Source organism: Mesorhizobium sp. M1295 (assembly GCF_040318135.1).
Lineage (GTDB): Bacteria > Pseudomonadota > Alphaproteobacteria > Rhizobiales > Rhizobiaceae > Mesorhizobium.
The window spans coordinates 13,336-26,904 of record NZ_JAMYLU010000013.1; the positions used below are offsets into that span (position 1 = coordinate 13,336).

The window sequence follows — 13,569 nt, forward strand, 5'->3', positions numbered from 1 at the left end:
CTAACGGTGAGACCGCATAGATCTGGTCCAGTATTTTCAGCATCAGAACGTTGAGCTGGCGGGAACTTGCTCGCCAGCCGAGTTGAGTTCAGGCGGTGGTCGGGGGAGATCAGCCAGCCACACGCTGGTGATTCCCAACCTGAGCCGATGTGCCAATCAGCAACCTTCGTCGGTCTTTTTCACCTGGCCCGGCGCGGCGGTGTTGGCTGTCGTGTCCTGCTGACCAGGCGCCGCCTGCTGAGCGCTGCCAGTCTGCTGGCCGGGCGCGCAGTCTCTGGCCGAGTTCGGATTTGTGGTGCCGCTGGTGGTGGTCGTGTCGGTGCCCTGATCGCCGGACATGTTGGTCCCGCTGCTCGTCGTGCCGGTGCCCTGATCCGTCGTGCTGGGCATGGTTGTGGTGGTCGAGGTTCCGCTCGAAGTTCCGCTGGTCGTCTGGGCAAAGGAAAGCCCGGCCGACACCGCCAGCACGGCCGAAGCCAAAAGGATGCGTTTCATCTTCTTTCTCCTGTCTGAATGCGCGGGATGCGCCTGGCAAATTGAACAGGCAGACAGAAGGAGTGTTCCCCGATGAAGTTCAACTTTTGTAACTCTGGTCGTAGGTCAGCCTTAGGATGGCCGGCGTATATTAGAAGCCTCTTGAAGAAGACACTGCCCGCACCAGAATCCATGGCATGGCTCGGGGAATAGGCATTGGTGACCAGGTGGCGATTACGGCCAGGGTTCTGACGCGGATAACAGAGGACCGCGTAAGCGTCTCTATCCCAGGTTACGACTTCCCACATTCCATCATCGATCACACCAAGGTGAACCGAGGCCAGCAAATCGACCTGAAAGGTGAGGTCACGCGCATCGACGAGGACACCGTGACGGTCGACCTCGGGCCGCTGGTCACGGTCGACCGTGACAAGGTCCGGCTAATGGAGAAATATCGGCCGCCAAAACGACGAAAGGCACTTGTCGTTGCCCCGGATTAGAACCGACAACATCGCGACAGGCTATGAGGGCAGGCCGCATGACGGGCCGGTAGAGGACGAGTCGAAGCACTTGGTCTACTGCCCAGTCTGCGGCCAAAACGTTCGACGCGCGCGATCTTGGACAGGTCTTCCACCACGCTGAGCCGCAGCACGAGCCGCTTCCGGTCGAGCAATAGTCCAGCTAGTTGAGTTCCGGCGGCAGACCGTCATTGAGACCCTTCAGCGCGCCACCGACGTACGTTGGATGAGAAAAGGGTGCTGCGTGCACCGCGCCTTCCCCGCGCGCCGATGCTCCACCTGGACCGCAAAAAAGTCCCGCCGCACTGCCAGAACGGCGGGACCGATCAAACGCTTTGCACCAGGCGGGGGGATGCGGGGTGGGCTTGCCAAGTGAGCGCGGACCGTAACCAACCCTAAGCGCAACGGCGGCAACGCGTCCACCAACCGCCGGTTGGAGCGACAGGACGATTGAGCCGCCGGCAGGTCAGGTCATCCCGGGTCGCTATCGCTCGCAACCAGACGGTAGCGGAAATTGTTGCGGATGTGGTCGTTGAAATAGCGGCCCTTGGCGAACGCGGCCCGGAACGCGGCAAAGGTTTCCGGCGGTACCCCCTCAAACTCGTACCGCTTGCCGCTGGCGACGAACCACACCGAGAGGGTCCTTCTATCCAGATCATATTCCATCTTGCGGATCGAAGTAGATGGCATGAGCACCACAGGCCGAGGCCCGCGCCCTTGCGGGGAGCGCGGGCCGATCGGGATACCGATCTGCAGCAATACCTGGAGGGGAGGAATGGCTGCGTGCACCGAACTTGCGCGGCGGTCCCGTGTTCCAACCAGGATACACAAAAAGCTAGCCGCACCTTTCAGCATCATGCGGACGTTGGATTTCTGAGAAAGCGGGAGCGTCAATACCAACTTCTGGCGATGGAATTTTCCCGTGAGATAGGCACGCTCCACGGCGAAAGGAGTGCCCCGCCATGGCCGTCCTCGCCTATAATCTTGCCAATGACATCAAAGGATCGTGGAGGGTCGTCTTCGTGCCGGACGAACTGCATCTGTATGTGGAATTCAGCCAGCCAGACGCCGACACAAACCCGGCTGATTGGATGAGCGTTGATGATTTCCTTGCATGGCGGCCGAAAGGCGCACTCCACGAGCGAGCGCGCGACAGCTTGGTTTCGCTCATTTGCAAGGCGCTGACAGGGCGATGAGACACGGCAAACCCGCACCGAGATCGAGTGCGAGCGCCGCGAGTGGGCCTAGGGCCCCACAAGCCAGTGCCACCCCGCCGCCGGCAAACCGCGGCGGGCGAGTGCCTCGGGGACACGATGGTAGATTGCTAATGCGTCCGCGTGTGGCCTTAAGTCGCAAACTATTGGCTTCAGAAGCAGGGCGTAGGGCTTCATTGATGGTGCTACCAACACCATATGGTGACCCATAGCCCTCCAAAACGAGAGAAGCTCGTCCCGACGGGTCGCACTGCGGCCGTCAGCTGGTAATTGCTACGAACTAGGAAACCATCATGCCTGAAAATCCTGAAAATATCAGACCAACTTCGAGAGACGTCCCCCTCATTCAGCTAGGCCTCTATCAGTGCCGCTTCCCGGTGAGCGAAGACGCTTCTGTACCTGGCGGTTATCGTTTTTGTGCTGGGCCAACTTCGCCGGATCGCGTCTACTGCGATCACCACCACAACATTGTGACCGCCGTGGACCCTCGTCGAGCCCGTTCGGGTCTTCACCTCGCTCAACGACGCGCCGCGTAAGCCTGACTGGCGGCGGCCTCCCGGCCAGGCGCTATGCGCTCCAAGGCCTTGGCTACGACCTTGCCGTCGGCTCGGTCTGGCCCATCCTGCCTTATGCCGTCTTCGCCGATGTATCCCCGTCGCCCGATTGAGAACGACGACTTCTCGCCGAGCCCTTCAGCTCGCTAATCGCACAAACGCGTCGGCTCCAAAGGTTTGTCTGTCAGCACATCTTCAATGTGCCCGCGCCTGAAGCCCCAACATCTTCTGCGACCAAACCGCGTACCTGGCACCGCCGATCGGTTGCTGCGGCGGATTTTTGCTGTTCGCAGCTGAACAATGCCTATCAACCTTGTCATCGCACCTAGTCGCACGTAGCGGCCGTTCGAATTCTCATCGCTCGGCGCGATGTTTGGTCCGTCTGCCCAGAAGAGCGGAGCAAGCCATTGACACCCACGAAGTTGCTGATTGGGCAGATCGCTGTCGTATTCGCAATTGTCATTCTTGGCGTGTGGACTGCAACCCAATGGTGCGCCCACATGCTCTCCTATCAGCCGCCACTGGGCGCGCCATGGTTTGTGACAGTCGGCTGGCCGATCTACCAGCCGTGGAAACTGTTCGAATGGTGGTTCCAATTTGACGCCTATGCGCCTGAAGTCTTCGACAAGGCTGGCATACTTGCCGGAGCCAGCGGGTTCCTGGGCTGTGCCGCCGCGATAGCTGGGTCCCTCTGGCGCGCACGGCAGCGGGGGTTGGTCACCACCTATGGGTCCTCACGATGGGCCATGAAGCTGGAGATCGAGAAGGCGGGGCTGTTTCAGCCGGCCGGCGTTTTCCTTGGCGAACTGAATTATCGCTATCTGCGCCATGACGGACCGGAACACGTCATGGCCTTTGCGCCGACACGTTCGGGCAAGGGCGTCGGACTCGTTGTTCCAACCCTTCTTTCCTGGACCGGCTCGGCCGTCATTCACGACATCAAAGGCGAGAACTGGCAGCTGACCTCTGGCTGGAGGTCGAAGTTCTCGCACTGTCTCTTGTTCAATCCGACCGATCCGAGATCGGCGCGGTACAACCCGCTGCTGGAAGTGCGCAAAGGTCCAGATGAGGTCCGCGACGTTCAGAACATCGCCGACATTCTCGTCGATCCGGAAGGCGCGCTGGAGCGGCGGAACCATTGGGAGAAGACCAGTCATTCACTCCTAGTTGGCGCCATCTTGCACGTGCTCTACGCCGAAGAGGAAAAGACACTCGCCCGTGCCGCCACCTTCCTGTCGGACCCGCAACGCTCATTCGCTGCGACACTGCAGCGGATGCTGACCACAAACCACCTCGGCACGGTGGACAAGCCTCAGGTCCATCCGGTCGTGGCCTCGGCGGCTCGTGAGGTGCTGAACAAGTCAGAGAACGAGCGCTCAGGCGTTCTCTCGACCGCCATGTCGTTTCTCGGGCTCTATCGTGATCCAACGGTGGCCGCGGCAACATCGGCCTGCGACTGGCGCATTGCCGACCTTGTGGATGCCGAGCGACCGATGTCGCTGTATCTGGTCGTGCCGCCGTCGGATATCTCGCGCACTAAGCCCCTGGTGCGATTGGTGCTCAATCAAATCGGCCGGCGGCTGACCGAGCGCCTGGAGGGGGATCCAAAGAAGAGCCGCAAGCATCAGCTCCTGATGATGCTGGATGAATTTCCGGCGCTCGGTCGGCTCGACTTCTTCGAGACTGCGCTCGCCTTCATGGCAGGCTACGGCATCCGCGCTTATCTGATAGCGCAATCGTTGAACCAAATCTCCAAAGCCTATGGCGAGAACAACGCCATTCTCGACAATTGCCATGTGCGGATTGCCTTTTCCTCAAATGACGAGCGCACGGCCAAACGCATCTCGGACGCGCTCGGTACCGCGACGGAACTCAGATCGATGCGCAACTATGCCGGCCATCGGTTGGCGCCCTGGTTGTCCCACGTCATGGTAAGCCGCCAAGAGACCGCTCGCCCCCTGCTGACGCCGGGTGAGGTGATGCAGTTGCCGCAGGCTGACGAGCTAATCCTGGTTTCGGGATTGCCGCCGATTCGCGCCAAGAAGTTGCGTTATTACCAGGATCCGAATTTCACGGAGCGAGTGCTGCCTTCGCCGGTGCTGCGCGACGGTGCCTACGCGGATCGGCCCACGTCGCGCCCGGACGATTGGAGCGGACAGGTGCGCGGCGTGGATCGGCGTCTTGCTGGCGACGACGACAGTGCCGGCGCGGCAATCGAAGACGGAGGTGTCCAGCAGCAGCGCCATCCGGGCCTGCGCGAAGAACGGACCCTCGTCGTCCAGGAGCCTGATCAGGGCGATCTGTTCACGCCCGCAGACGATGACTGCGAGACGCTCGCCGACAAGCGCGTCATGGATCGGATTTCCACCGCCGCACGTGCGTACGGCCTCAACGAGGGAATGGGCGACGACAAGGACATCGTGCCCGGCTTCTGAACGGCGCGCCATACGCGGGCGCATCTCAGCGTAGATAACGGCCGTAAGCGATTTCGAGGATCTCGACGATGCTCGTTCCCGTCGCCGGTGCATCAGCGCCGGTCAGAGGGAACGAGCAGCATGAAGCCCCACCGCATTCGTCACCAGTTTTTGCTTGAACCCGAGTTGAGCCAGAAGCTGGAGAACCTCAGCCGCAATCCATCGACCACCAAATCGGCCATTGTGGCGCACGCGGTCGAGACCTTTATCGAGCGGCGTGGGGAGAATGAACTCGACCAGCGCTACGGCAAGAGGCTCGACCGTCTTTCCCGCGACCTCGGACATGTCAGGCGCGATGTCGAGATGATCCTGGAGAGCCTGGCGCTCTTCATCCGCTTTTCGATCACGCTTCATGCTCACACGCCGGTGCCGGACAGGGCCACGCAAGCGATTGCCCAGGAGCGCTTCGACAAATTCGTCGAACAGGTCGGCCGCCAAATCGCTTCCGGGAAACGGTCACTTGGCACCGACGATCGCAGGGGAGGGGAAGGATGAGTTCTCATCCGGAAGCCGACCATCGCCGCCGCGTCATGCTGCGCACCGCCATGGGTCCGGCGATCACCGAAGCCCTTGCCGATCCGACCGTCATTGAGGTGATGGTCAATCCCGACGGTGCGCTGCGGCTCGACCGGTTGGGTGAAGGCCGGGTCGACACCGGCGTGCACATGCATCCTTCTGAGGCCGAACGCATCATCCGCCTGGTCGCCTCCCACGTGCGCGCCGAGGCGCATGCTGACAATCCGATTGTCAGCGCCGAATTGCCATCGGGCGAGCGCTTCGAGGGTCTGCTGCCGCCTGTCGTGCTGGGGCCATGCTTCGCCATCCGAAAGCCTGCGGCGAAACTCTACACGTTGGCCGACTATGTCGCCGACCGGGTCATGCTGCCGCTGCAGGCCGATGCGCTGAAGAAGGCGGTCCGCGAGCGGCGCAACATCCTGGTCGCCGGCGGCACGTCGTCGGGCAAGACAACACTTGCCAATGCGCTGCTGGCACAAGCCGCCGATTGCGACGAGCGGGTGATCCTGATCGAGGACACGCGCGAACTGCAATGCGCGGCGAAGGATTGCGTTGCCTTGAGGACGAGGCGGGGGTCGGTCACGCTCGCCGATCTCGTGCGCTCGACCCTGCGGCTCAGACCCGACCGCATCATCGTGGGCGAAGTCAGGGGCGCGGAAGCCCTGGACATGCTGAAGGCATGGAACACCGGGCATCCCGGCGGCATCGCGACGGTTCACGCCAATTCGGCGCGCTCCGCTCTCTACCGTATCGAGCAGCTCGCCCAGGAAGCCGTCGTCACCGTTCCCCGCCGCCTCATCGCTGATGCGGTAGATCTGATCGTCTTCATCGCTGGGCGCGGATCCTCGCGCCGCATTGACGCGATCGCTGAGGTCACCGGTCTCGACAGCAGCGGTGATTACGCCGTCACCCCGCTCACGCTTCCGCAACTCCAGCAGTTTTGAAAGGTCACCTCATGCTCAAGAAGCTTCGCTTCCTTTCGTCCACCGCGCTCGCGTTTCTTCTCACCCTCCCGGCCCACGCAGCGGGCTCCGGCATGCCTTGGGAACAGCCGCTGCAGCAGATCCTTGAGTCGGTGCAGGGACCGGTCGCCAAGATCGTCGCGGTGATCATCATCATCACCACCGGCCTGACCCTTGCTTTCGGTGACACGGCAGGCGGTTTTCGCCGGCTGATCCAGATTGTCTTCGGCCTGTCGATCGCCTTCGCGGCATCGAGCTTCTTTCTCTCCTTCTTCTCCTTCGGCGGCGGGGCACTCGTCTGATGGCCACCGGAGAGCAGCATGTCGAGGGTTTCGAAGTCCCCGTTCACAGGGCATTGACTGAGCCGATCCTGCTGGGCGGCGCGCCGCGAGCGGTGGCGATCCTCAACGGCACGGTGGCCGCGGCAATAGGCCTTGGCCTGCAGCAGTGGATCGCCGGACTGGCGCTCTGGATCGCCGGCCACACCCTCGCGGTCTTTGCCGCTCGCCGCGATCCGGACTTCGCCAGCGTGCTTGTCCGTCATCTTCGCCTGAAGGGGTGGCTTGCATGCTGAACCTTTCGGAGTATCGCGGCAAAGCCGATCGGCTTGCCGACCATCTGCCCTGGGCCGCTTTGGTGGCGCCCGGCATCGTGCTCAATAAAGACAGTAGCTTCCAGCGAACCTTCCGTTTCCGTGGCCCCGACCTTGAAAGCGCGACCGAAGCCGAGTTGGTCGGCATCTGCGCACGAGCCAACAATGCGCTACGAAGGTTGGGCTCCGGATGGGGGTTGTTTTTCGAGGCCGAGCGCGTTGAAGCGCTGGGCTATCCGAGCTCGGCTTTTCCCGATGCTGCCTCATGGCTGGTCGATGAGGAAAGGCGCGCGGCCTTCGAGGGCAAGGTCGCGCACTTCGAGAGTCGCTATCATCTGACCTTGGTCTTCATGCCGGCGCCAGATGGCCAGGCGCGGGCGGAAAGCGCACTGGTCGACTCGCATCACTCGGGAGGGGCTAGAGACTGGCGCCAGGAGCTGGCGTGGTTTCGCGACGAGACCGACCGCGTCCTCGATTTGCTGTCCGGGTTCATGCCGGAAGTGCGCGCCCTCGATGATGCCGAGACGCTAACCTATCTGCACGGCACAATCTCGACCTACCGCCATCCGGTCGCCATGCCGGAAACGCCAATGTATCTCGACGGTGTTCTGGTTGACGCGCCGCTTACCGGCGGCCTGGAGCCGATCCTGGGTGAGCAGCATCTGTGCACCCTCACCATCCTTGGTTTCCCGAACGTCACCCGGCCAGGGATCCTCGACGCGCTCAACCATCAGGATTTCGCCTACCGCTGGATGACGCGCTTCATCCCGCTCGACAAGACGGAAGCCACAAAGACACTGACCCGGTTGCGCCGTCAGTGGTTTGCCAAGCGCAAATCGGTCGCAGCCATCCTGCGCGAGGTCGTGACCAACGAACCCGTCCCTCTCGTCGATAGTGACGCCGACAACAAGGCGCTCGATGCGGATGCCGCCCTTCAGGCATTGGGCGGCGATCACGTCGGCTTCGGCTATCTCACCACAACGGTGACGGTATGGGACCAGGACCGACAGGCCGCCGCGGAAAAGCTCCGAGCGGTTGAGCGCATAGTCAATGGGCTCGGCTTCACCACGATCCGTGAAAGCATCAATGCGGTCGAGGCGTGGCTCGGCTCGTTGCCCGGTCATGTCTACGCTAACGTTCGCCAGCCGCTCGTTCACACGCTGAATCTTGCCCATGTCATGCCGCTGTCGTCGGCGTGGGCCGGTCCGGTGGATAACGAGCATCTCGCCAACGTGACTGGGACCGAATCCCCGCCGCTTCTCTTCGCAGAGACCAACGGGTCGACACCGTTTCGGCTTTCCACCCACGTTGGCGATGTCGGCCACATGCTGGTCGTTGGGCCGACCGGTGCTGGCAAGTCGGTTCTGCTTGCGCTAGTCGCTCTGCAGTTTCGACGCTATGCCGGGGCGCAGGTCTATGTCTTCGACAAGGGCAATTCGGCTCGTGCGGCAACACTGGCCATGGGCGGAGAACACCACGCGCTGGGCGCGGATGGTGCGCTTGCCTTCCAGCCACTGAGCAATATCGGCGACCAGGCTACTCGCAGCTGGGCGGCGGAATGGATCGCCGGCCTCGTTGCCCATGAGAATGTCAGCGTTACGCCGGAGGTAAAGGAGGCGATCTGGTCGGCACTCATCAGCCTTGCCACTGCGCCGGTGCAGGAACGCACGCTGACGGGCCTGTCGGTTCTGCTTCAGTCCAATGGGCTCAAGGCCGCGTTGATGCCCTACACGCTCGACGGTCCCTTCGGCCGGCTGCTCGATGCCGATGAAGATCGGCTGGCTTTGTCGGATGTGCAGTGTTTCGAGACCGAAGAGCTGATGCACAGCCAAGGCGCTGTGCTCCCGGTGCTCACCTATCTGTTCCATCGTCTCGAGGAGCGGTTCGACGGACGGCCGACGCTGCTGATGCTCGACGAGGCGTGGGTCTATCTCGACAACCCTCTCTTTGCCGCCCGGATCCGTGAATGGCTGAAGGTGCTGCGAAAGAAGAACGTGTCGGTGATCTTTGCCACGCAGTCGCTTGCCGACATCGCTGGCTCTTCCATCGCGCCGGCGATCATCGAGAGCTGCCCACAGCGCATTTTTCTCCCCAATGACCGTGCCGTGGAACCGCAGGCGCGGGTGGCTTATGAGCGATTTGGTCTGAACGAGCGGCAGATCGAATTGGTCGCCCGTGCCACATCGAAGCGCCAGTATTATGTGCAGTCGCGCCGCGGCAACCGCCTCTTCGAGCTCGGGCTCGGCCCGATCGCTCTTGCGCTCTGCGGCGCCTCTGATCCGGCCACGCAAGCTTTGATCGACAGCGTCCTGTCAGAGCACGGGCAGGACAGCTTTGCCTCCCGGTTCCTGAGTGCGCGCGGCCTCGATTGGGCTGCCGAGCTTCTCCAGCAATTCCCTCAACCAGACAAGGAGCAATCGTCATGATGCGGCGCCGCCTTCTCACCAGCCTGATCACCGTTTCCCTAATCGCAAAACCGATGGCCGACTACGTCCAGCCGGCCCACGCCCTAATCGTGTTCGATCCGTCGAATTATGCGCAGAACGTGCTGACAGCGGCACGTTCCCTGGAGCAGATAAACAACCAGATCCAGTCGCTTCAGAACCAGGCGACGATGCTGCAGAACATGGCGCGCAACCTTCAGCGCCTGGATTTTTCTTCCGTCGGCCAGCTCACAGGTTCGCTCCAACGGATTGACGGCCTGATGACCCAGGCCAGCGGCCTGAGCTTCGATCTCGACAAGCTTCAGAACCAGTGGCGTTTGCAATATCCGGAAAGCTACGACGCCACAATCAAGGTCAGCGATGTGGCGAGCGCCGCGCGCGAGCGCTGGCAAAACGCCATGCAGGCGTTCCGCCAAACCATGAGCGCGCAGTCGCAGATCGTGGAGAACGTGCGGGCCGACGGCGACCTGCTTACCGATCTCGTCAACCGCAGTCAGGGCGCGGCAGGTGCCCTTGAGGCAAGCCAGGCCACCAATCAGCTGATCGCGCTTTCGACCAAGCAGCAGATCCAGATCCAGACGCTGCTCGCGACCCAGTTCCGGGCTGAAGCCGAAGATGCTGCCCGCAAGGCGCAGTCCGAGGAAGCCGCCCGCGAGACGACGAAGCGTTTCCTGGGCACCGGTACGGCCTATCCCGGCAACTGATCAGCAGTTCTTCAAGACAACGAGGAAGGCGGCGACATGAACGACCTCGGCGTCATTGATCGCTTCATGGAGACTTTTACCCGCTATATTGATAGCGGGTTCGGTCTGCTTTCGGGCGACGTCGCCTTTCTCACCACCATCCTGATCGGCATCGACATCACGCTGGCAGGCCTGGTCTGGGCGTTCGGCGGCGAGCCCAATGTTCTTGGCCGGCTTGTCCGAAAAGTGCTCTATGTCGGCGCCTTCGCCTTCATCCTGAACAATTTTAAGAACCTCGCCGACATCATCTACCATTCCTTTGCCGGGCTCGGCATCAACGCATCGGCCGGCAATCTGTCCGCCGACAGTCTCCTGCGGCCAGGCCGCATTGCCGCGGCCGGCTTCGAGGGCGCCTGGCCGCTGCTCAATCAAGCGAGCCAGCTAGTCGGCTTCCCCGAGATCTTTGGCAACGCGCTGACCATCTTCGTGCTGCTTCTCGCCTGGTTTCTGGTCCTCATCGCCTTCTTCATTCTTTCAATTCAGCTCTTCATCACTATCCTGGAGTTCAAACTCACCACATTGGCCGGTTTTGTTCTGGTGCCCTTCGCGCTCTGGAACCGCTCGGCGTTTCTGGCCGAGCGCGTGCTCGGCAACGTCATCTCGTCGGGCATTAAGGTGATGGTGCTTGCTGTCATCGTCGGCATCGGCTCCACGCTCTTCGGCGAGTTCGCTTCCGCGCTGCAAGGCAAGGAGCCGGATTTGGCCGCGGCCATGTCACAGGTACTGGGCGCGTTGGCGCTGCTTGGGCTCGGCATTTTCGGGCCGGGAATTGCCTCGGGTCTTGTCTCGGGCGCGCCGCAGCTTGGCGCGGGAGCCGCACTCGGAACCACCGCGGCGGCCGCCGGATCAACGCTCGTTGCCGGAGGTGCGGCGCTTGCCGGCGCGCGCATGGCAACCGGCGGCGGTCTCGCCGCCGTTCGAGCCGGCACGGCCATGGGATCGGCTGCTTCCACAGCTTGGCAGATGGGGCATGCAACATCGCCCGAGTCCGGCCTCTCCGGCGTAGCTGCTGGACTGCAGGGCGTTGCCGGCGCAGCTGGCGGCGCCGCGATGCGGGGAATGCGATCTGCAACAGAACCATTCCGGCGCAGCGCCGATGCCGGCCGCGATGCCGCCTGGACCGCGACGGGCGGCACGCCGACCGCATCAATGACCGGAAACCCTGCCGCGTCAGGTGCCAATGCCGCGCCGGCGTGGGCGAGGCGCTTGCGTTCCGAACAGACCGCGCGCGCCCATCGCCACGCCGCCACGCAGGCCGTCCGCGATGGCGATCGGGGTGGAAGCGGGGCCAACCCCTCTCTCAACGATAAGGAAGACTAGATGCTCTTCAAGCGACCTGTTCAGCGTTACGGGAAGACGCCCCACCCCGTCACACCATACCAGAAGGCGGCCCAACTTTGGGACGAGCGCATCGGCACTGCGCGCGTGCAGGCAAGGAACTGGCGCCTCATGGCCTTTGGCTGCCTCGCTCTGGCCATCGGGCTCTCTGGTGGACTCTTGTGGCAGTCGATGCAGGGCCGCGTCGTGCCTTATGTTGTCGAGGTCGACCGCTTCGGTGAAACACGGGCTGTCGCGCCGGCAATCCAAACCTACGAGCCCGACGATGCCCAGATTGCCTGGCATCTCGGCCATTTCATCCAGAATGTCCGCTCCGTCTCCACCGATGCGGTGCTGGTGCGGCAGAATTGGCTCTCGGCCTACGACTTCGCCACCGACCGTGCAGCCCTCTTTCTCAATGAGTACGCTAAGGCCAATGACCCGTTCGGCAAGATCGGCACGCGCAGCGTCTCGGTGCAGGTGACGAGCGTGGTTCGAGCGTCCGACAGCTCCTTTCAAGTCAAATGGACCGAGCAGGTCTTTGAGCGCGGCAGCCTCGCCAGCACAACGCGTTGGACCGGGATCCTCACCATTGTGATCCGGCCGCCGAACAATACCGATCAGCTGCGCAAAAACCCGCTCGGCGTCTTCATCAATGCCATCGACTGGTCGCGCGAGCTCGACAGTGCCGCGCAGACTTCCGTTCCCCCAAAGGAGTCCGCCAATGATAAATAGACTCTCGTCGCTCCGCACTGCGCTGGTCCTGTCGACGTCGGCTGCGGTCATCTCCGCCTGTGCCTCGAAGCCGGTGCCGCCACCTCAGATTTCCTATGATGCTGCCAAGTTCCAACCGGCGGCAATCGAGAAGGCGCCGGAGAAGCCCGTCAAGGTCGTGGAAGTGCCGAAACCGCTGCCGCTGCCCGGCCAGTTGCAGCCCGAGCCGGGCAAGGCTGCTGAGGACAAGCGCTCGCCTGAAGAACGTGTCGCCGATGCCAACAAGGCGGCGACGCAGCAACCCACCAAATATGGCTATGTGAATGCGGTGCAGGTTTACCCTTTTGCCGAAGGCGCGCTCTACCAGCTCTATGCCGCACCGGAGCGCGTCAGCGATATCGCTCTGCAGTCAGGCGAGAAACTCCAATCCGTGTCGGCCGGCGATACAGTGCGCTGGGTAATTGGCGACACCGTCAGTGGCTCCGGCGATGACCAGCGCACCCATGTGCTGGTGAAGCCCTTCGCGCCAGGACTTGCCACCAATCTGGTGATCACCACGGACCGGCGAAGCTATCACCTGCAGCTTCAAAGCACGGATAAGACCGCCATGGCGGCAATCTCCTGGACCTACAGCGAGGACCAGATCATCGCGCTACGCCGGCGCAATGCGGAGGCCGAGGCTGCTATGCCAGTGGCGTCGAATGTGGCTCTCGAAAATATTCGCTTCCGCTATTCGATTACCGGCGACATGCCGCCCTGGAGGCCGACGCGCGCCTTCGATGATGGCAGCAAGGTCTACATCGAGTTCCCGCGCCGCATCGATCAGGGCGAGGCCCCGCCGCTCTTCATCGTCGGTGCTGACGGGGACAACCAGCTCGTCAACTACCGCATACGGGGCAACTATTACATCGTCGATCGCCTCTTCGCCGCGGCCGAACTGCGCCTCGGCGCCAAGCAGCAGCAGGTGGTGCGCATCACGAGGACCGACGGCAGGCAAGCGCCGCGGCGGATATTGCTCTTTTCGCGTTCCAGCAGGTGAGGGACGGC

At 62.4% G+C, this 13,569-nt stretch carries 15 protein-coding genes; 13 read left to right on the plus strand and 2 right to left on the minus strand.

The window, feature by feature from the left end; translation table 11 throughout:
* Nucleotides 1-156: 156 nt before the first annotated feature.
* Nucleotides 157-495: a hypothetical protein gene (locus tag NKH29_RS18555; protein ID WP_352457937.1), complete on the minus strand. Its 339-nt coding sequence runs from the start codon at nucleotides 493-495 to the stop codon at nucleotides 157-159.
* A gap of 176 nt (nucleotides 496-671) precedes the next feature.
* On the opposite strand from NKH29_RS18555, the gene NKH29_RS18560 reads away from it, so the two are divergent.
* Nucleotides 672-974, plus strand: a complete 303-nt coding sequence (locus NKH29_RS18560; RefSeq protein ID WP_353000256.1) for a hypothetical protein — start codon at nucleotides 672-674, stop codon at nucleotides 972-974.
* A 489-nt stretch (nucleotides 975-1,463) separates the two neighbouring features.
* On the opposite strand, the gene NKH29_RS18565 is transcribed toward NKH29_RS18560, so the two are convergent.
* Nucleotides 1,464-1,934, minus strand: a complete 471-nt coding sequence (locus NKH29_RS18565; RefSeq protein ID WP_353000258.1) for a KTSC domain-containing protein — start codon at nucleotides 1,932-1,934, stop codon at nucleotides 1,464-1,466.
* A gap of 20 nt (nucleotides 1,935-1,954) precedes the next feature.
* Between NKH29_RS18565 and NKH29_RS18570 the strand changes: the two genes are divergently transcribed.
* From NKH29_RS18570 to trbG, 12 genes are all read left to right on the plus strand, one after another.
* On the plus strand, nucleotides 1,955-2,188 hold the full coding sequence (locus NKH29_RS18570) for a hypothetical protein (protein ID WP_352457940.1): 234 nt from the start codon (nucleotides 1,955-1,957) through the stop codon (nucleotides 2,186-2,188).
* Between the two features lie 311 nt (nucleotides 2,189-2,499).
* Nucleotides 2,500-2,742, plus strand: coding sequence for a GcrA family cell cycle regulator (locus NKH29_RS18575; RefSeq protein ID WP_352473685.1), 243 nt, complete (start codon nucleotides 2,500-2,502; stop codon nucleotides 2,740-2,742).
* 425 nt (nucleotides 2,743-3,167) lie between these two features.
* Nucleotides 3,168-5,195 carry a conjugal transfer protein TraG gene (locus NKH29_RS18580; protein ID WP_352803793.1) on the plus strand — a complete coding sequence of 676 codons (2,028 nt, stop codon included), beginning with the start codon at nucleotides 3,168-3,170 and terminating at the stop codon, nucleotides 5,193-5,195.
* Nucleotides 5,196-5,315: 120 nt separating this feature from the next.
* Nucleotides 5,316-5,729, plus strand: a complete 414-nt coding sequence (locus NKH29_RS18585; RefSeq protein ID WP_352547797.1) for a CopG family transcriptional regulator — start codon at nucleotides 5,316-5,318, stop codon at nucleotides 5,727-5,729.
* Nucleotides 5,726-6,694, plus strand: coding sequence for a P-type conjugative transfer ATPase TrbB (gene trbB, locus NKH29_RS18590; protein WP_352467841.1), 969 nt, complete (start codon nucleotides 5,726-5,728; stop codon nucleotides 6,692-6,694). The genes NKH29_RS18585 and trbB overlap by 4 nt, the downstream gene beginning before the upstream one ends.
* An 11-nt stretch (nucleotides 6,695-6,705) precedes the next feature.
* Nucleotides 6,706-7,014, plus strand: a complete 309-nt coding sequence (locus NKH29_RS18595) for a TrbC/VirB2 family type IV secretion system protein (RefSeq protein WP_352547795.1) — start codon at nucleotides 6,706-6,708, stop codon at nucleotides 7,012-7,014.
* A complete protein-coding gene (locus tag NKH29_RS18600; RefSeq protein WP_352571685.1) occupies nucleotides 7,014-7,286 on the plus strand; it encodes a VirB3 family type IV secretion system protein in 273 nt (90 codons plus the stop codon). The genes NKH29_RS18595 and NKH29_RS18600 overlap by 1 nt, the downstream gene beginning before the upstream one ends.
* Nucleotides 7,280-9,730, plus strand: a complete 2,451-nt coding sequence (gene trbE / locus NKH29_RS18605) for a conjugal transfer protein TrbE (RefSeq protein WP_352610162.1) — start codon at nucleotides 7,280-7,282, stop codon at nucleotides 9,728-9,730. The genes NKH29_RS18600 and trbE overlap by 7 nt, the downstream gene beginning before the upstream one ends.
* Nucleotides 9,727-10,452: a P-type conjugative transfer protein TrbJ gene (trbJ, locus tag NKH29_RS18610; RefSeq protein ID WP_352594742.1), complete on the plus strand. Its 726-nt coding sequence runs from the start codon at nucleotides 9,727-9,729 to the stop codon at nucleotides 10,450-10,452. The genes trbE and trbJ overlap by 4 nt, the downstream gene beginning before the upstream one ends.
* A 36-nt stretch (nucleotides 10,453-10,488) precedes the next feature.
* Nucleotides 10,489-11,811 (plus strand): P-type conjugative transfer protein TrbL, encoded by a 1,323-nt coding sequence (trbL, locus tag NKH29_RS18615; protein ID WP_353000260.1) that lies wholly within the window; start codon nucleotides 10,489-10,491, stop codon nucleotides 11,809-11,811.
* Nucleotides 11,812-12,543 carry a conjugal transfer protein TrbF gene (gene trbF, locus NKH29_RS18620; protein WP_353000262.1) on the plus strand — a complete coding sequence of 244 codons (732 nt, stop codon included), beginning with the start codon at nucleotides 11,812-11,814 and terminating at the stop codon, nucleotides 12,541-12,543. It abuts the gene before it with no gap.
* The gene (gene trbG, locus NKH29_RS18625; RefSeq protein ID WP_353000264.1) at nucleotides 12,533-13,561 is read left to right on the plus strand and encodes a P-type conjugative transfer protein TrbG; all 1,029 of its coding nucleotides are present in this window, start codon (nucleotides 12,533-12,535) and stop codon (nucleotides 13,559-13,561) included. Before trbF ends, trbG begins: the two co-directional genes overlap by 11 nt.
* Nucleotides 13,562-13,569: the final 8 nt, after the last annotated feature.